The sequence below is a fragment of the Lacinutrix algicola genome (assembly GCF_001418085.1).
Classification (GTDB): Bacteria; Bacteroidota; Bacteroidia; order Flavobacteriales; family Flavobacteriaceae; genus Lacinutrix; species Lacinutrix algicola.
This window is the reverse complement of the sequence record NZ_LIQH01000039.1, coordinates 308188-327967: the sequence shown is the minus strand read 5'-3', so window position 1 is coordinate 327967 and position 19780 is coordinate 308188. Positions and strand designations below refer to the sequence as shown.

At 30.1% G+C, this 19780-nt stretch carries 14 protein-coding genes and 1 tRNA gene; 4 read left to right on the top strand and 11 right to left on the bottom strand.

Annotated features, from left to right (window positions below; all coding sequences use genetic code 11):
• Positions 1-84 precede the first annotated feature (84 nt).
• Entirely contained in the window at positions 85-1236 is a 1152-nt protein-coding gene (ribB, locus tag ASC41_RS12420; protein ID WP_055436967.1) for a 3,4-dihydroxy-2-butanone-4-phosphate synthase, read from the top strand.
• A gap of 151 nt (positions 1237-1387) precedes the next feature.
• Here the strand turns inward: ribB and ASC41_RS12415 are convergent, their stop codons facing one another.
• The 3 genes from ASC41_RS12415 to ASC41_RS12405 form a co-directional block, all read right to left on the bottom strand.
• Complete coding sequence (locus tag ASC41_RS12415) at positions 1388-2581, bottom strand: DegT/DnrJ/EryC1/StrS family aminotransferase (RefSeq protein ID WP_055436966.1); 1194 nt, start codon at positions 2579-2581, stop codon at positions 1388-1390.
• A 99-nt stretch (positions 2582-2680) separates the two neighbouring features.
• Positions 2681-3145 carry a thioredoxin family protein gene (locus tag ASC41_RS12410; protein WP_055436965.1) on the bottom strand — a complete coding sequence of 155 codons (465 nt, stop codon included), beginning with the start codon at positions 3143-3145 and terminating at the stop codon, positions 2681-2683.
• A 63-nt stretch (positions 3146-3208) separates the two neighbouring features.
• On the bottom strand, positions 3209-3838 hold the full coding sequence (locus ASC41_RS12405) for an NAD(P)H-dependent oxidoreductase (RefSeq protein ID WP_055436964.1): 630 nt from the start codon (positions 3836-3838) through the stop codon (positions 3209-3211).
• A 90-nt stretch (positions 3839-3928) separates the two neighbouring features.
• Here ASC41_RS12405 and ASC41_RS12400 point away from each other — a divergent pair, with 90 nt between their 5' ends.
• Both ASC41_RS12400 and ASC41_RS12395 read left to right on the top strand, forming a co-directional pair.
• Positions 3929-4318 (top strand): acyl-CoA thioesterase, encoded by a 390-nt coding sequence (locus tag ASC41_RS12400; RefSeq protein ID WP_055436963.1) that lies wholly within the window; start codon positions 3929-3931, stop codon positions 4316-4318.
• A 96-nt stretch (positions 4319-4414) separates the two neighbouring features.
• Positions 4415-4499 (top strand) — tRNA-Ser (locus ASC41_RS12395).
• 158 nt (positions 4500-4657) lie between these two features.
• Here ASC41_RS12395 and ASC41_RS12390 read toward each other — a convergent pair.
• On the bottom strand, positions 4658-7666 hold the full coding sequence (locus ASC41_RS12390) for a DNA polymerase III subunit alpha (protein WP_055436962.1): 3009 nt from the start codon (positions 7664-7666) through the stop codon (positions 4658-4660).
• Positions 7666-8880: a DNA polymerase Y family protein gene (locus ASC41_RS12385; protein ID WP_055436961.1), complete on the bottom strand. Its 1215-nt coding sequence runs from the start codon at positions 8878-8880 to the stop codon at positions 7666-7668. Before ASC41_RS12385 ends, ASC41_RS12390 begins: the two co-directional genes overlap by 1 nt.
• A gap of 52 nt (positions 8881-8932) precedes the next feature.
• Between ASC41_RS12385 and ASC41_RS12380 the strand changes: the two genes are divergently transcribed.
• On the top strand, positions 8933-9706 hold the full coding sequence (locus tag ASC41_RS12380) for an XRE family transcriptional regulator (protein WP_055436960.1): 774 nt from the start codon (positions 8933-8935) through the stop codon (positions 9704-9706).
• A gap of 43 nt (positions 9707-9749) precedes the next feature.
• On the opposite strand, the gene ASC41_RS12375 is transcribed toward ASC41_RS12380, so the two are convergent.
• The 6 genes from ASC41_RS12375 to ASC41_RS12350 form a co-directional block, all read right to left on the bottom strand.
• On the bottom strand, positions 9750-11192 hold the full coding sequence (locus tag ASC41_RS12375) for a hypothetical protein (protein WP_055436959.1): 1443 nt from the start codon (positions 11190-11192) through the stop codon (positions 9750-9752).
• A 631-nt stretch (positions 11193-11823) separates the two neighbouring features.
• The gene (locus ASC41_RS12370; protein WP_055436958.1) at positions 11824-14517 is read right to left on the bottom strand and encodes a phospholipase D-like domain-containing protein; all 2694 of its coding nucleotides are present in this window, start codon (positions 14515-14517) and stop codon (positions 11824-11826) included.
• The gene (locus tag ASC41_RS12365; RefSeq protein WP_152971472.1) at positions 14514-16091 is read right to left on the bottom strand and encodes a hypothetical protein; all 1578 of its coding nucleotides are present in this window, start codon (positions 16089-16091) and stop codon (positions 14514-14516) included. The genes ASC41_RS12370 and ASC41_RS12365 overlap by 4 nt, the downstream gene beginning before the upstream one ends.
• Before the next feature lie 16 nt (positions 16092-16107).
• On the bottom strand, positions 16108-16809 hold the full coding sequence (locus tag ASC41_RS12360) for a hypothetical protein (RefSeq protein WP_055436956.1): 702 nt from the start codon (positions 16807-16809) through the stop codon (positions 16108-16110).
• Between the two features lie 26 nt (positions 16810-16835).
• Positions 16836-17522 carry a hypothetical protein gene (locus tag ASC41_RS12355; protein WP_152971471.1) on the bottom strand — a complete coding sequence of 229 codons (687 nt, stop codon included), beginning with the start codon at positions 17520-17522 and terminating at the stop codon, positions 16836-16838.
• Between the two features lie 230 nt (positions 17523-17752).
• A complete protein-coding gene (locus ASC41_RS12350) occupies positions 17753-19753 on the bottom strand; it encodes an AAA family ATPase (protein ID WP_055436954.1) in 2001 nt (666 codons plus the stop codon).
• Positions 19754-19780: the final 27 nt, after the last annotated feature.

Genomic DNA, 19780 nt, shown 5'->3' with positions numbered 1-19780 from the left:
CTATTAGTCAATAGAAAAATCAAATCTTGTTTAAAATAAAAAACATAATTAAGCAATATCTTTGCTATAATAAAAAGTCTTGTAATGATTACTAAAACAGAAGAAAAAGTGACATTTAAACTAAATACAATTCAAGAAGCTATTAACGATATTAAGGCTGGTAAAGTTATTATCGTTGTTGATGATGAAGACAGAGAAAATGAAGGCGATTTTTTAGCTGCAGCTGAATTAGTAACTCCTGAAATGATAAATTTCATGGCTACTCATGGACGTGGTTTAATTTGTGCTCCACTAACCGAAGACCGTTGTAAAGACTTAGGTTTACATATGATGGTAACTAACAATACAGATCCTATGGAGACTGCATTTACGGTATCGGTAGATTTAAAAGGTCAAGGTGTAACTACTGGAATTTCTGCTGCAGATCGTGCATTAACAGTTAAATCTTTGGTTAATAAAGATACTAAGCCATTTGATTTAGCAAGACCTGGACATATTTTTCCTTTAGTAGCTAAAGAAGGTGGTGTTTTACGTAGAACAGGACATACAGAAGCTGCTATAGACTTTGCGCGTTTAGCTGGCTTAGAACCTGCTGGTGTTATTGTAGAAATCATGAATGAAGATGGAACAATGGCTAGATTACCGCAACTTGTTGAAGTTGCTAAAAAGTTTGATTTAAAACTGGTTTCTATTGAAGATTTAGTAGCTTATAGAATGGATCATGATTCTTTAATAGAAAAGAAAGAAGATTTTAATATAGAAACTCGCTTTGGAAGCTTCAGACTACGAGCGTACCAGCAAACAACTAACGACCAAGTTCATATTGCTTTAACAAAAGGAGAATGGTCTACAAATGAAAAAGTATTAACTAGGGTAAATTCTACTTTAGTAAACAACGATATTTTAGGAACACTTACCAATAATGCTGATGAAAAATTAGACGATATGTTTCGTGTAATAAGTAATGAAGGAAAAGGTGCTATACTATTTATAAACCAGCAATCGCAATCATTAAACTTATTAAAGCGTTTAAGCCTTTTAAAAGAGAACCAAACAGAAGGTACAATATCTAAAGCTCCAGCAATTTCTATGGATAATAAAGATTTCGGTATAGGTGCTCAAATATTACACGATTTAAACATACACAAGCTAAAATTAATCTCTAACACGCAACAAACTAAACGTGTTGGAATGATAGGTTACGGACTAGAGATTGTTGAATATGTCGGTTACTAAACACGTCTTTTAACGGTATATTTTTATAAATAAACCCAATAGAATTTTTGAGATTCTATTGGGTTTATTGCTTTTAAGTAAATACTTTAAATAAAAAAATTCCTTTTAAACAAATGTTTAAAAGGAATTTTTAATAATTACTATATCTGTATTAAAGCGCTTTTAATATCGCTTCTTTCATTTTTTCTGCACGAAGTTTTACTTCTTCTTCACTCCAAGAAAGTTTTATAAGACATGAAATATTACGTCCAATGTAATGATCACTTTGAGTAAATTCTTTTTCACTTAGTAAACTTAAAGCGTCTTTAATATCTTTAGATAAAGGAAACAAAGATTTAGCATCTTTTAAATGGTTCCATTTTCTAACATAATGCCAATTATTATCAAAATAATTCCAACATACATCTACTCCACTATCTTTAAATCCAGCTATTGTTTTCCTGGCAGTTTCTAAATCAGGTAAAAAGAAATTTAAAAAAGCATAACTTTCTTCTCCACCTTCAGGTACTGTTCTAAAAGTAACTTCTGGAATATCAGACAACGTATCTCTTAGTGTTGTATAGTTTTTCTTCTGAACAGCTAAAAACTCGGGTAAACGCTTTATTTGTGCTAAACCAACAGCTGCATGCAATTCTGAAATCCTAAAGTTATAACCTAAAAACGGATGTGTTTCGGCTCCTCTATCATTACCTTCATGATCATGACCGTGATCACTAAAATGATCTGCATTTGTATAATATTCTTTATTGTTAGTTATTACTGCACCACCTTCTCCACAGGTAACTGTTTTTACAAAATCAAAAGAAAAACAACCTAAGTCTCCTATACTTCCTAATGGTTTGTTATTGTAACGACCTCCAATTGCTTGGCAAGCATCTTCAACTAAAAGTAAGTTGTATTTTTTACAAACCTGAGATAAAGCTGTCATTTTAGCCATACTACCGCACATTTGTACAACCATAACAGCCTTTGTTTTTGGTGTAATAGCTTCTTCAACTGCTTTAGGATCTAAACCTAAAGTATCATCAATATCAACTAAAACAGGAACTGCTCCTAGTAACAAAATAGCTTCAAAACTAGCAACAAAAGTAAATGTAGGCATAATAACTTCATCTCCTGCTCCAACACCTGCACTTGCTAAAGCAACAGAAACTGCAGAAGTTCCATTAGATACTAATTGAACATAATCACATTCCAAAGTGCTTTCTAGTTCTTTTTCTAAAGCTTTTGCCTTCCAATGCCCATTTCTCATGCCATCAAAGCCATAACGCATTAAAACACCATTATCTAATACATCTTGTAACTCTTCTCTTTCTAAATCTCCAAACCGTTCAAATCCTGGCATAAATCTATATTTTTAGTTATTCAAAAATACTTCAATTTCTAAAATAAAAAAAGCCTCTTAAAACAAAGTTTAAAAGGCTTTACTAAGAATTTAAAATATTTAATATTTACCTATATGTTCATCAATAAATGTAAAATGTCTATCTGTCTCTCTTAAAAAAGTATAGCCAGATAATTCACCTATTACACTTAAATCCTTTTTTAAAACTACTAAATTAGGGTAACCTCCTTTTTTATTATATTTTTTTACTAAAACTTTGTTTTTCTTTTTTTGTTCGGGAGTAATAATATCTATTCTTCTAGGCATATCTACCATTAGTAAAACAAAATTTTCTGCTTTGGTTTCAAATGCTTCAGTATTAAAAAAATCTTCTTTTAACATCTTACAAGGACTACACCAATCGCTTCCTGTAAAATATATTAATATTGGTTTTTTTGATGAAGCAGATTCTTTTTTTGCTAAATCAAAATCTGTTAACCAATTAAGATTTGAATAATCTTCTTCCTCTTGAGAAAAACCAAATAAAGAAGCACTTATAAAAAATAAAAAAAACAATTTCTTCATAATGAAATAGAACTTAAAAATATTACAATAATAATATAACAACAATCTTGCCATGATATTGTATTACATAATTATAATACTATCACTTAAATTTTTACGAACTTTTTTTAGTTCTGCCATAAAATCATTTTCTGCGCGATAACCAATAGGTAACACCAATACCGATTGCAAGCCTTTAGTTTTTAAGTCTAAAAACTCATCGTATTTTTTAGGATCAAAACCTTCCATCGGGCAAGCATCCACCTCTTCTAAAGCACAAACAGTTAATAAATTTCCTAATGCTAAATAGGCTTGCTTTACAGACCATTCTTTAATTTCTTTTTCCGATTTCTTTTCAAAATCATCAATTAAAAAATTCTTAAACGGGTTTAAAACAGCATCAGGTGTATTTCTAATAGATTTAACTAAACTAAAATAGTTTTCAATAAAAACTTTATCAATTCCAGTTTCAATACAAATTACTAATACTTGAGACGCTTGAGCTATTTGTTCTTGATTCATTGAACATGAAACCAAACCTTGTTGTAACTTTTTATTTTCAATCACCAACAATTTTAAAGGTTGTAAACCGTATGATGTTGCTGTTAAATTAAAAGCATTCAAAATAATATCTAATTTTTCTTTAGAAATCATTTTGTCTTTATCAAAAGATTTAGTGGCATAGCGCCATTTTAGAGCTTCTATTGTGTTCATATAAATGTATAATAACTTTATGCAAAAATAGAATTACATTCGCAATAAAGACTATAATGTCTAATAAATTAAAATGATATAACTATAGATATGAAATCTACCGAAGAATTAATCAACGAATCCGAAACAAGAATCTTTAAAGCCATTTTTCCAAACACAACAAATCACTACAATACATTATTTGGAGGAACAGCTCTATTAATGATGGATGAAGCTTCCTTTATTTGTGCTACTAGATTTAGCAGAAAAAAAGTAGTTACAATATCTACAGATAAAATAGACTTCGAAAAACCAATACCAGAAGGTACAATTATAGAGCTTGTTGCAAGAATTCATAAAGTAGGAAACACTAGTTGTACGGTAAAAGTTGACATATTTATGGAAAATATGTATAATTATGAAAGAGAATTATCAGTCACGGGATACTTTAAGTTCGTGGCAGTCAGCGCACAAATGAAACCAATCTCAATTTTAGGATAATTTTTTCAAAAAAAATACATTTTTTATTTGATAAGAACTAAAAAGGATACTATATTTGCACCCGCATACAGGCAAATAGTTTGTTGCTAATTAAAAGGAGAGTTGGCAGAGTGGTCGAATGCGGCAGTCTTGAAAACTGTTGAGGGTCATACCTCCAGGGGTTCGAATCCCTTACTCTCCGCTTAAAAGCTCGTTATCTCAATGATAACGGGCTTTTTTATTTACTGCTGACATTAAAGCTGACAGTACTTCTTTTGTACTTGTTGTATTATAATCATTAATTTTGATCAGTTCTATCTTTTTATTTATAACCTCTTCTAAGGTTTGCAATTTATTTTATCAAATATTTCTAGGATCATTAACGACTGATAATCTCCTACTCCAAACTACACTCATACTATAAAAACCAAATCGATCTGTTATTTTACCATAACATGCATAGACTCCTAATCCATTAATTGGAAATTTATCAACCACATTAGTAAAATGTACAGCATCAAAATAATCTCCATTTTTATCTACAAACGTACTTAAACGCATCAATTTACCTTGTGCTGTTTTATTAAAGCGTGTAGTGACTAAATTTCCATAAATAAGAATTGTTTTACCAATAAACTGATTCATTTGTGATGCTAACACATCATGTTTCATATCTTCATTAACTAAGTCAAAATAATTGCATAATGGAAATCCAATGAGTTCCATTTCATCATAAGCGTTTTCAATCCAGTTATTATCTAATTTTGGTAACGTAAATTGTTTATGTTCCGTTTTAAACAATTTAGATTGTACGGTGCTTTTACCTTTTGCATTCAGTTTAAAAATAGCTTGCCACAGTAACTCTACTTTTGGCTTATTAGTAAACCTAAAAGCATCGATTCTAATTAAAATAGTAAGCTGCTCAATACTAATTACAATTCTATCAATAAAATCGTCTAAAGACCTAAACAGACCATTTAATTGTCTTTCAGTCAAAAGTCTTTTAATAGTATAAGCTTCTAAGTTTTTTAAATACCCAAATCCCAAATAAATAGATGTATTAATAAGTTTATTTGGGTGATCGCTTCTGTTTACACAAGGCAAACAGATTGTTGCTCCTTGTTGCCTTGCTTCATGAAAATAATGTTCTGCACTATAAAAGCCACCACCATTATTAAGTACAGCAGTCATAAACTCCAAAGGAAAATAGCATTTTAAAAACAAACTTTGATAACTTTCAACAGCATAAGAAGCTGAATGTCCTTTTGCAAAAGCATAACCTGCAAAACTTTTAATTTGGTTCCAAACTTCAAAAATCAAGTCGTCTTTATAGCCTTTGCTCCTACAATTAGAAATAAACTTTTCTTCAACAGCTTCAAACTCTTTTTTAGATCTATACTTACCGCTCATTCCTCTTCTAAGCACATCTGCTTCACCTAAAGTTAAATCTGCAAACTGATTAGCTACTTTTAAAACATCTTCTTGATAAACCATTACTCCATAGGTTTCTGGCATAATCTTATACAAGATAGGATGTGCTTCTTTTCTTTTTTCAGGATTACGATGTCTTTTAATAAATTCCTCCTTCATTCCTGAACCAGAAACTCCTGGTCTAATTATAGAACTTGCTGCCACCAAACCAAGATAATCTTGTGTTTGTAATTGTTGCATTAATCCTCTCATAGCAGGAGATTCTACATAATATGCGCCAATTGCACCACCCGATTTAAGTAAGTTATTAATTTTAGGATCTTTTTTAAAAGCTTCCACATTGGTAATGTCTATTGGTGGTAATTCTGGTCTGTTTTGTGCAATAATTTCTAATGCCTCTTTAATTTTTGCTAAACCACGTTGTCCTAAAATATCAAATTTAAAGACACCAACATCTTCAGCTATATTCATATCAAATTGTACTGTAGAAAATCCTTTTGGAGGTAAATTTGTTGCAGAATAATAATGAACAGGTTGATCTAATATTAATATTCCTGCAGAATGCACACTTAAATGGTTTGGAAAACCTTCAATAAGTTTACCGTATTTTAAAACCAATTTTGAAATATCATCTAAAGTAGAAATGTTATAATTGTGCTTACTCAGTTTATCTATTTCTTCTTTTGGTAAACCGAAAACCTTACCTAATTCTCTAACAACCGCTCTATATTTAAAAGTACTGTATGTTGCTAATAATGCAGTATGCTTAAATCTTTTAAAAATATAAGCAGTAACATCATCACGATCTTTCCATGAAAAATCAATATCAAAATCTGGTGGTGATGCTCTAAATGGATTAATAAAGCGCTCAAAATATAAATCTAATTCAATAGGATCTACATCTGTAATACCAATAATATAAGCCACTATACTATTAGCTCCACTACCTCTACCAACATGAAAATAACCTTTACTATTAGCGTAAGACACAATATCATGATTGATAAGAAAAAAAGACACAAACTGCAACGCTTTAATAGTGTCTAATTCTGTTTTTAAACGTGCATGTACTTTTGGTGATGGATTGGCATAACGTTTTAGCAAACCTTCTTTACAAAGTTTTTCTAATAGCAAACAATCGTTTTCAAAGGAGTCTGTATATAATTTTTGATTTTGAGATGTGCGTTCGTCATCAAAACCAAAATGGATCTCACATTCATCCATCAATCTTTTTGTATTCTCTAAAATAAAAGGAAATTCAGCAACAGCTATTTTCAATTCTTCTAAAGACAACATTTTATCAGAAGGATTACACTCTTCTGTTTTTTCTAGTTTACTTAATAATGTGTTATTATCTATTGCTCTTAATAATCGGTGTGCATTAAAATCTTTTTTATCTCTTATAGTTACTTGTTGCAACAACACTATTTTATGTTGTTGTTGCTGCTTTAGAGATGAAAACCTAAGTTTACGCAAATCACTTATAGATACACCAATAAACTCATTATCAGTGAATTGACGCTTATTTTGTTGTAATACCTTCTCAAAAGGATAAATAATAGCAACGTTGGCCAACGTTGTTGCAACATCTACCAACAGTGTTGTTGCAACATCTACCAACAGCGTTGTTGCAACATCTGGCAACAGTGATTTTTGTTCAGAATGTTTAGACAAAAACTGATTTAACGCTTTAAATCCTGCATTGTTTTTTGCAATACCAACAAAGTTTTGCTCTGTACCATTTCTAAAATCGATACCAATTATTGGTTTAATATTTCGTTTTTTAGCCTGTCGTACAAAATTTAAACAAGCAGATGTGTTGTTAATATCTGTTAATGCAATAGTATCTATAGCATTAGTTTTAGCTAAATCTAAAAGTTCTATTTCAGAAAATGTTCCAAAACGTAAAGAATAATATGAATGACAGTTTAAATACATTATTGATTACGATGTGCTAATAAAATTGGTGGTTCGCCATTAAAAGGATTATCAAATCTGCCAATAGTTTTTGCTCCCATTGCAGACGCTCTCATGATGCTTAAATCTCCATATCGATTTCTTATGGTATCCATTGCGTTATAAAGACTCAACATTTCTTCGGTATCATCGAAAAGATTAATTTGATAATTACCAGTAACAATATCACTTATCTTAACACCTATTAATCTGATTAATAATCGACGTTGAAATAATTTTTCGAATAGCTCTAATACTTTAGGAATAATTACATGATCTGCGCTAGAATAAGTGATTTTAACCTGCTTTGTGTACGTATTAAAATCTGAATACCTGATTTTTACACTTAATGTTCCTGCTAGTTTATTTCCCTTTCTTAACTGAAAGGCTAAATTTTCTGCCATGGCAAAAATGGTGGTTCTAAGCTTAACCATATCTATGGTATCTTTTCCAAAAGTACGTTCTGTAGATAGCGATTTCCGTTCGTAAAAAGGAACTAAAGGTGGATTATCAATACCGTTAGCTCTTTTCCAAATCGTACGTCCATTTTTTCCTAATGCACTAATCATCATTTCTAATGGCATTTGTTGGATTACTCCAATTTTATCCACACCCAAACCTCTTAAAATTTGATATGTTTTTTCTCCAACTGAAGGAATTTTACGAATAGATAATGGTGCCAGAAAATCTTTTTCGAAACCTGAATCTATCTGTAATTGATTATTGGGTTTCGCTTCTCCTGTTGCTACTTTAGACACTATTTTATTAGTTGACAATCCAAACGAAATTGGCAATCCTGTGTCTTTAATTATTTTTTGACGTAGCTCTGAAGCATATTTATAACAGCCATAAAATTTATCCATGCCAGATAAATCGACATAAAACTCGTCTACACTCGCTTTTTCAAAAATGGGAGATTTTTCTTTGATGATCTCTGTTACTAAATGCGAATATTTAGTATAAATTGAAGCATCTCCTTTAATTACTGTTGCTTCTGGACATAAACGTCTCGCAACTTTCATAGACATACCAGAATGTACACCAAAAGTTCGTGTTTCGTAACTACATGCCGCTACTACACCTCTATCTCCTGTTCCACCAACTAACAGTGGTCGATTTTGTAAACGACTGTCTATAAGACGTTCGCAAGAGACAAAAAACGTATCTAAATCTAGATGTAAAATATTATTCTGCATGTTGCAAAATTAGCTACAAATACAATCAATTATTGCTTACATTTGTAGCAATATGAATTATATCTCAAAAAACATACAGCATTTAAGGAGTTTAAAAAAACGTTCTCAAGAAGCATTAGCTGAAGATTTAAAAGTATCTCGCTCTCGTATAAGCTCTTATGAAGAAGGCCGATCTGCTCCATCAATAGCGTTTTTAATTAGCATTTCAGATTACTTTAAAATACCAATAGATATTTTATTACGAAACGACTTAACTAAGGCTAAAGATTTTTCTTTTATAGAATTAAATAACCAACGTGTACTGTTTCCTATTACTGTAGATAGTGATAATGATAACTTAATTGAAGTTGTTCCTGTAAAAGCTTCTGCTGGATATTTAGCAGGTTATGATGATCCTGAATATATTGAGCAGCTTCAAAAAATAAAACTCCCTTTTTTACCAACAGGAAAACATAGAGCATTCCCTATAAAAGGAGATTCTATGCTGCCAATGAAAGATGGATCGTTTGTTATTGGTCGATTTGTTGAAGATAGAAGTGAGATAAAAAGCGGCAGAACTTATGTGCTTGTCACTTTAAACGATGGTATGGTTTACAAACGTGTTTATAATGACATTGATTTAAATAATTCGCTTGTATTAAAATCTGATAATAAAATTTATAATGAATACAGCGTACCTATTAATGAGGTTTTAGAGATTTGGGAATTTACCTGTAGTATAAACACACAAGAATATACTGCCGAAGAATTAAAAATTAGCAGTATTCTTGGTATGTTTAATGAATTGGGTGTTGAATTGAAGGCTTTGGAGAAGACTTTGAGTTGATCTTCATTTTTAATGCTTCGAGTTATTTGTAGCTTCCTGAGAATTAACTGATGCTCTGCATCGCATCCTTGTATAGAAAATCAGACTCTATCATTTCTATGAAATCATTAAGATTATTAAATCGCAATCCAGCTTCTGAATCTAATAATCGTTTTACATGAATTAAATCTTGATAGCTAACGCGATAAATTTCTTTTTCCCATGTCCCTACTTTCTCAAATGCGGTTGTAACATACCAAAGGTGAACCTTTTTGTGTGTCATATTTCCTGCTTTCGCTTCAGTAAGTTGTTTTAGAGCCTTTATATCTTGTGGTAACTGATTATTCAGTTCAAGCATATTTGTTTTTTGTGTTGTACGTTTAAGTTGCATAAAAACAATATTCTCATCATCCTCCATCATTACATCTACATCTCCATACTCTTGATTATCATTTAATACAGATGTCTTCCATCCTGCATTTTCATATGTGTCTTTTAAAATACCCTCTATCCTTTTACCATCTTGTGGTCTAAAGGTTTTTAAGATAGACTCTGATATTGTATAAAGTCCAGTAAATCCAGTAAGGACACTTATTGGAGAAATAATATGCTCTCCTATTTGAATAAATGGTTTTTTCCACAAACTAACTGGTAGATTAAATAGATTGAATAGATTGAATATTTCGCTTTGACTATTTAAAGAGAATACATTCATTAATTCATCAAACTCTTCTTTTTTACAATTTAATCCAGAAGCTTTAGCTGCATCGTGTAGTATATTTTTATCACTCACAAATATAAATTCTAAAGCTTTCTTCTCTTTATTAAGTAGTTCTGCAATTCCTTTAGCATAATCATTCTTTCTAGCACGTGCTATTTCATGTAAAGGTTTTTCAGAAGTTTCTAACTTACGCCAAGCTATACCATGTAGAAATGAAATAATAAAATTAAGATCTGGCAATTTATTATTCTTTAAATCTTCATTACTTATGCCTAGATCATATATTGCCTGTTTAATAGCGTATTGTCTGGCATTACCTAATTGGTTATTTTGATCTTTATTGTCATTTATATATTTAATTTTATCAGCACCTTTTAATGCATCCGTTAGATGTTCTCCAAATCTATAGTACAATCCCTCATTAACTGTATATCTATGCTCATCATATTTCCATTGCTTATTAAAAGCATCACTTCCATGAAGTTGTAAAGCATCATTATTATCAATAAAAACATTAACATTAGGCTCATAGACATATCTATGTGTTTTTTCCTTTAATAAAACATAATCATAAACCTCATTAAAAACAGCTTCACACTTTAATTTTATCGCGCCTTCTAAGTACGCTTGATGAAGAGCCATTTCATCTACTTCAATAGTTAGTAAATTATATTTATCTTGAATAAAAGCAATAAGTAAGCTTAAAGATTCGACAGCATAATGCCATCGTAATTTATCATCTGGATTTTTATAAATAAAAGCTTCAAAAGCAGCACATACTGCCATACATAACTCATGAGGAACCAATTCCAATTCCTCAAAAAAAGCCTTAACATTATTCCATTTTTGGTTTAATAAATTATTAAATTCATTCCAGATTTTAAGCTCATTTACAATAGATATTGGTAAATTCTGTTCTTCTAGTTTGCATAATCGTTTATTGTCTAAAAAGGCTAATCCTGTTTTATAGCCTTCTATAAAAAGTAATGGATTGTTATGCGCAACGTATAACTCAAATTCAAGTACTGTATTCTTTTGAGTATCTAGATAATACTCCCATAATAGGATAGCTTCATTATGGTTAAGCCATTCAGAAGATTGAGTAATTAAGAATGAATTGAAAAAAAAGGATCATAAAAAAAAGACATACCATCACTTCTTTTTCTATTTTGTGTATTTGTGTACCAAGACACAAAACTTGTAAAAGGTAATTTCCATGCGTATTTATACGCTTCTAAAAGATTACCTTTTTTATATAGAGTACGTGCTTTATTTTTTTTCTTTCTTCTAATTTATTCATTAATGATTATCAATAACTATTAAATCTATTATTCTTGATTTCAACCTTTCCTTTACATTGTCGTATTGATCTTTGATAGTAATGTGTTTCTGGATATCTATAAAGACTAATACAACATTAACGAAAACACTTAATTTTCTGTCCTACAAAAACTTTATAAAAACCTAAATAGTCAGTATTTTTTTGAGATGACCCAATTGGGCTTTCCAAATCAATTCGCATATTGCTCCTAACAGTTTTTAGTTTACAAAACCCTAACTGAGTGCTATATATTAACTCATTACATAAGTGATTTCCCATTGGAACTGACTTAATCTTATTTTGGTTAAGTTCAATTTTGAAGCTTAAATATTTAGACAACAATACATTCGTATTATGCCCTATTTGTTTAGTATATCTATCTGCTTCGATGCTTTCAATAGCCAATATCTCGAATAAATTTAAAGATAGTAAATCCTTAAAGTAGATCAATTTCGGCGACCATGTCATTGAAGACAACAATTGATCTGTTAACACTAAAAGCTTTATTTTATCTTTTAGTTTAATCTGAAATTCATTTTCTTTTAACGCTATCAAAACAGGACATAAAGCTGTTTTAATAACCTTTACTAGAATACTTGCACTGTCTAAAACACCTATATGTTTACTATCTACAAAACTATATTTAACTAAAGTAGGATCAGAAGGTTTTGAAGTCATTTTAAAGACTCCTTTACTATTCTGTATCAGAAATTGAAGTTTCTGAAGACTTGACACATCTATAAAATAACTCACTTCGTTATCGATAGAATCCATTTGGCTTTTTGTTCTCACCAATTTAAAACTACGCTCTAGTTTCGCCAATTCATCTAATTGCCTGTAACGAATTTTTACTTTGCAAATTTCCTCCTCATAGACTTCGTCCCAAAAATGTATAAGAATATGACAACCAATAAAGAAGGCGTTTAAAGTTCTTTCATCTAAAGGTATATTATTGTCGAAGCGTTTACTTATCAAATTGCAAACGGACAAAAGCGTTTTATTTATTTTTCGTTTAATGCGCTCACCTTCTTTTGTTCCAATGACATACGTTTGCGACTTAAGCTCAGGTAACTCATCCAAACCATCATCACCTGCAACCAAAGCTACTTCTTCATTATTATTTGACAACTCTTCGTTGTTGTCTCTTATTTTAAGCACATCTAAAAACTCTTCAATCATTGAGGTTATGGTTTCCGCAGAAACCTGTTCCTCTAATATTAGATTTGCTCTTTTATTATATTCAGTTTCAGACAGGATTTCTCCCTGATCTTCCGATTCTGATTTTTGCATAGGTGTAACTGTAAATGAACTACTATTTTCTTTTAGAATCTTTTCATCTTCTAAAAAATTTAAAACTAATTCAATATCTAATGCGTTAAGAATATCTAAATGTTCAAAGCTTTGTAGTTTGGCTAATCTTTCATCTGGATTCGATTTTTTTAGCACCTCATTTCTTTGAACAATAGCAAATGTGGTAAGTCGTTCCACTAAATTATCATCATATAGTGCTACTTTAAAAAGATGTTCATCATCTTCGATATTTACAACTAGCTCTATGTTACTTTTCGCAACAGAAATTTCCTCTAATATCTTATTATCGGAACTAAACAACTTTACAATTACCGATTGATTTATGTTTTTATCTAACAGTAAAGTAAGTTGTAGCCCTTTAGTTTCTGCATGTTTTAATTTAATTCGCGAAACGCTTGTTAGAACTTCTTCCGTTGATGATTGCTCAAATTCATTAATATTTAAAGCACCATTTAAAGGAATATCAATACCTAAGTCCTTAAAAAAGTCACGAGGCTTAAACGTTTTAATTACTATTACTGCTTCATCATTTTTAACTTCTCTATGGCTGATTCCAAAAGCTTCTAAAGTAGCATTAGCACTACCAAGAATAAATAATGTATGGTCTACATATTCTATTTGAAACGCTTTAGCATGTAAACGATTGATTTTCCCCAAGTCATCCTTTGGCATAACCATAGTCCAATCTGAAAATTGACAGTCATCAGATTTAAAATTTACTGGTAAACTTCCATGACTCGTATCAACTACGCAATGTATATGCTTTGGTTGTACATCGTCTATTAACTTTTGTATAAAAGCACCCGATTTGTTGTAATATGGCGCAACAATCTTAATACTTTCAGGTTGTTTCTGGATAATACTAAAGATATCATTATACAAAGAACTTGTATTATTTGTATTGTAGAATTGGAACGTACTATTATTAAATTCAGCTGTTTGTGTATCTATTTCACTAAGAGATTGCAACCATTTAGCATGTTGTTGTATCCACTGTATCTTGGTTTTATTTATACTATGACTATCTGTAGCTAAGTCTTGTATATAATTCCAAGCTTGTTTAAATATGGGCTGTGCTATTAACTTATTCTCTCCCAAATAGAATGAAGCCCAAATCTCATCATTATAAAGTAAACCACTCGAGGTTATATTGCCACTACCAACAGATAAATAACCTCTAGTCTTACCTGCTAGAAACATTATTTTTGGATGGAAAGCACCAGACTTATCCATTGCGGTAATACTGTAATTAACTTTATAATTTTTATTATTATCTGCAAGATGCGATCCTAAATATTTTTCAAGCATTGTTGCATCTACAAAGACATTAATATTAGTAATGCCAGCAGCTTTTAGCTTAGGTAAAACCAATTGCTCAAAAAATGCCAAATCCATACTATAACTGGTAATTACGCAACTGTGATATTTGTTTTTACCAGTACCAATGAGTTCTAGAATATTTGCTCTTTCTATAATCATACAGATAAAGCTTTAAGTTTTTGCTGCCCAAGTTCAGTAAGTTCAATTTTATCTCTATGGATTAGATTAAGATCTTTTAAAAAGTCTACAAGTGTATGTATTCTTGGTGATGAATAGCCATATATAAATTTATCCACATAGCGTATATTCCCTTCTTCTCTATAGAACTTGGCACTATTTTGTGTTGCACTTAATTTTCTTAAGGCAACATAGTAATGTCTATTAATGATGTAACGTGTTAGAAAATAATGACTAAAGTCCGATATGCTTAGCTGATTTTGAGATTCAATATCTGCAATTGAAACTATAAAACTACTTGCAGCATGCATATTAAAACTTTTTGCAAACTCTAAAATACTTGTGTAATGTGGCCAATTCTCTAGAAACAACTTCTGAATTGCACAAAGTATAAATACTAATTTAATATACTGATCAGGTTCTGTTCTTGCTAAGTTTATTAAGTCAACCACAGAATACTCCATAAATTGCTGCGCAATAAACAAGTCTTTTTTAGGTTGCATTCCTTCAGATTCATATAATACATCTAACTTAGACATAATGCTAGTGACTAGTTCTGCTTCATCAATCCAATTGTCATTAGATATGTCTTTAAGTATTTTTAAAAAAGAATCTAGTGCACTCGTGCACGCCACACTCCAAAACTGCTCCATCATATACAAATACCACAATTTCTCTGTGGTTGTACTTAGCATATCCCATTTCTTATCGTATAGAGATAAAGGTACTTTGAGTTGATTGTACTTTTGGATGTTATATGCTTTGTTAAAGCTCTGTAAAACCAACTTTATCGTTTCTTTTCTATAAAAAGTATCGACCTTGAGTTTTGGGTTATCCACTCCAGAAAACAATTGCCAGAATAATTTTTGCTCTTTACTTTTATTTGGAATAAGCAACATATCGAAGCCAGTTTTTAATTCTTCTAAAGTTGTCTTAGATATGCTATTATCTTCTATAGCTTTAATAAAACCAGAAAGTTGAGATGCTGTATTCTCTATAAACGCTTCTGCAAGTTGTTTTCCAGACACTTTGCTTTCATGCTCAAAATCAGTACGAATATAGAGCCCATTTGTAGAGCCTTGATCTGCCAAAATGCCTAATTGCTTTATTGAACTGATATAGTACTGACCAAGTACTCCTCTACTATTATTCCAGTACGAACCTACACTAGTACCACCTTCTTGTGTGCCTTTCTTTAAATCTATAACCTCGTCTGAAACCTCATAGATATACTGTGCTTTTGTAATACCAGGCACACCACCTTTTTGATTATGTGCAGCAACGAGTGCCAATATAAATTCTGCTCGTCTTAGATAGCTGTTTTGTTGTTTAACCGATGTATTGCCAATATGCGCTGCATACCACTGAAAAAACCAACTATAAAACGAATAATATCGAATACGCTGTGTTACATTATTAAGTCCTGGAAGCAAACAATCGAAAATACGCTCGCTTGTAAGGTTTAAACCCAATTGATCCAGCCCAGTAATAGGATAATGAGGCTTACCCATATATGGTGCTTTGACTTGATTGGTTTGTAATTGGGAGATGCTCATGGATAAGTGAATAGTTTTATTTTGGTGTCATAATGCGGATAAACTTCTGTTTACCTGTTGCTGCTGCTCCGTTTAAACCATACTTTTTAGATTTTCTATTCCACCAAGAACTTGCAGATGGATGTGGAACAGAACCAACATAAGGTAATTGGTCTTTTTGCGCTTTAGTTACATTAGACATAAAATTATGATACGCTTTACTACTTACAAAAATGATTTTGTTTGGTTTTAAAACTTCGTTAAGAACCATCAAGTTTTCTAAAGCAATTTCACTGTCTATTTCTTGTACTTTAATGGAGTCTCCTTCAACCTCAGATGGTCTTTGAAAGTAATTAAGGTATACGCATTCATCAAATAGCTTTACTTCTGAACCTATTTCTTTATATGCTATTTCAAGATTATTAAAAATCCCATGACCTTTTGCTAATGGATTGGAACTTTGATAATACTCTAAAACTTGTCTAGTATTAAACCAACCTTTATAACCTTTATTTTTTGCATCAAGTGCCTGGTAAATAACTTTTGGATTATTGTACCAATCTTCAACAGAAAACTTATTATTATAATCCTTGTGCACATAATGGCTCTCTGCTATAATAAGCGTTTTGGCACGAGCCTCATTATATTTTAAACCAATGTGAGGTAAATATGCTGGATGCAGTTTTAAATGGCTTAATTTTGATTGTAATTGATTATCGTAGACCTTTATACTATTCATCTATATTTTTTTATTACCTCATTATATTAACTAATTATTCCTAACTCACTTAAAATATCCTTCTTAAACTTACTAAAAGGGCGTTTCTCAAAATTTTTATTTTCCATATATACACCAAAAACTAGTCGATAAATGTCTTTTCTAGACAAATGGAATCCTTTAAGAATATTATCTTCAAGAATGGTTAAATACCTATCCGAATATGCTTGCTTGGTATATAACAAATCATAAAGAATATCTGTATGTGAATTATAAACTTCTTCAATTTCTAAATCCGTTAAGAAATTCTTTAAAAATCTATCACTATGTACATTCACATCTACTTTTAATCCATTCTTATAATAAGGATCAGATTTATAACTATATGAAAATTCAAAACCATCTACAACATTGTCTATATAAGGATGAATATGAGAATTAAGACTGAATTCTTTACCATGTTTGATATTACTATTACAAGTTGAACAACTTGGAATTAAATTAAAAAAAGAAAGAGATAATAAAGGATGTCTTTTTTTATCAAAATAATGATCAAATTGTGGTCTTATTATTTTCTTTTTATTTTTACTGATAACCGTAGTAGTGTAATTTCTATTACAGTAAGTACAAGTTGGCATATCTAACATTTTTGCTAGATCATAACCAGAATATCTTTTTATTGTTTTATCAATAAACCAATCGTAACTAAATACATAACCTACATCTTTCTTCAATTTAGAGTTTGATCCAATTTGACTGTTTAACCTTTTGCTTAGATTAAGAATTTGAAGAGGATCTCCAATTAATATAGTTTCTAAATCATCACTTATAAAGTTATTAAATAAACGTTTAGAATATAAATTTTCCAGATTATCAATGCGTTCATATATTAAATCAATCAAGTGCTCTAAATGAGCCTTTTTAGATTTTTTAATTTTTAACGAGTTTGGATCTATATATAACACTACTTTTTTAGTTTACTTTTTAATTTTTGCAACTCAATTATCTGTTCCTCTATTGTTTGAATCTCAAAATCAGTATTAAAAATACTATCAAACATCTCTGATAGTTTTCGTTTAACAATTGGCTCATCTATTATATTAATTAAGCTTTTGTGATATTCTACTTCAGAAACATCTCTTTTTTCATCTCTTAACCAAATAATAGTATCTTGAATTTTTTCCTTAGCAAAATCACCTAACAAACCATCTTCAACAAAAAAAGAGTCTGCTAACAAATCTGTTATATTAGCTGCAAAAGATTTTTTAGGTCTTGAAGGATTTTCATACTCTAAAAACTCAGTCTCATTTCTTTCTGAATTTCTCAATAAGTAAACAATATTTTTATTTGGTAAATCTGATAAAGTAAGAGGATCATGAGTAGTAAATATTATTTGAACATTAGGATTTCTATCTAGTTCATTAAAGAAGTATGGAATTGTTTTAATAATAGTATTAACAAATTTACGTTTCCAAACTGGATGAAATCCCAAATCTGCTTCATCTAATAATAAGATATAATTTTCTGCCTCTTTATAAACTTGAGTTTCTAAAGAAAGTTTAGTCGTTAAAAAATCATGTATTCTTGAAAAAAGATTTAACAATGCATTTTCTCCAGAACTTAATTTTTTATTTGATGGCATGTAGTTTATAAAACCATCTATTAAATTATTTTTTGGAATTATATTTTTTTGTGGTTTCTCTTTATAAAAAGAATAATAGTTTATAATGTCTATTAAAAACTCCCTTTGTAATTTTAATATTTCAATTGCAGATACACTATCAATAACTAAAACATCATTCTTAACTTTTCTTACAACTTTAATACTATCAATAGATACATAAATTTTATCAAGTAGACTTTTAATAATTTCATCTTTAAAAACCTTAACTTTATCACTTCCAAAAGAAAGAAAGCTATTGCTAACAAAATTTAAAAGCGATTCATAAGCATCTAGACCATTGCTCTCTCTTTCAAAACTTTCATATTCAAATTTACCGGCAGATAAATAGGAATTATTCTTTTCCATTTGTCTTTCAAATAAAGAAACTAAAGCTCTTAAGGTATATCTTTTTAAAATATATTTATTTACATCAATTTGATTTGAAACTCTGCCATGGCTTTTATACTCTCTAACATTTCCCCAATCATCTAATTCATTTTGTAGCTTATCTTTTATCGATCTCAAACCAGTTCTAAAAGACACTGGTATATTCAATTCTTGATCTCTCTTATGACCTCTTATAACCAATCGTGCTTCACCTAAGTCTGGGAAATCAAATAAATCTTGGAATATTTTATCTTTATTTACTACATCTGAAGACAGAAATAAAATTTGTCTTATTGCATTTTTAAATAATAATTCTTGAGCGGCAGAATAATTTGTACCTGATTGACTAGCTTCCTTATTTTCTAAATCATTTAAATCTTCTTGCAATATTTTATCAAAAGAAATATCAAAATCGTCTATATTATCAAAATCAGGATTATATTTAAAATCAAAATGTGGTGAATAATAAATAGTTTGATAATTACTATTCGTTCTTTCATAATCGATGGTAAACTCATTTGAATTTGAAATGAATTTTAAAGAAGATTTATTACCAACTTCATAGATTGAACTAACAAATCTTAATTCCTTTTCATTGTCAGTTTCAAAAAATAAATAAGTATTATTTGATGGAAGAGCAGATGGGTTTTGAATAAACAGACTTCTTAAAGAATCTAAAACAGAAGATTTCCCAGCTCCATTCTGTCCAACTATAGCATTAACGTTCAATAGTTTAGAGTCCAGTTTTGTAACATCAAAAAAACCATCTATATAGCTAGTATTAACTTTTCTACTAACAATTATTTCTTCACCATCTTTTATAAAATCATAGATAAACTTACCTCCAAGATTTATTTTCTGTTCTTCTTCAAACAAGTAATCATGAAAATCTAAATATATTGCCGCTAACCTCATAATTCTTCATATTTAAAATTCTTATAC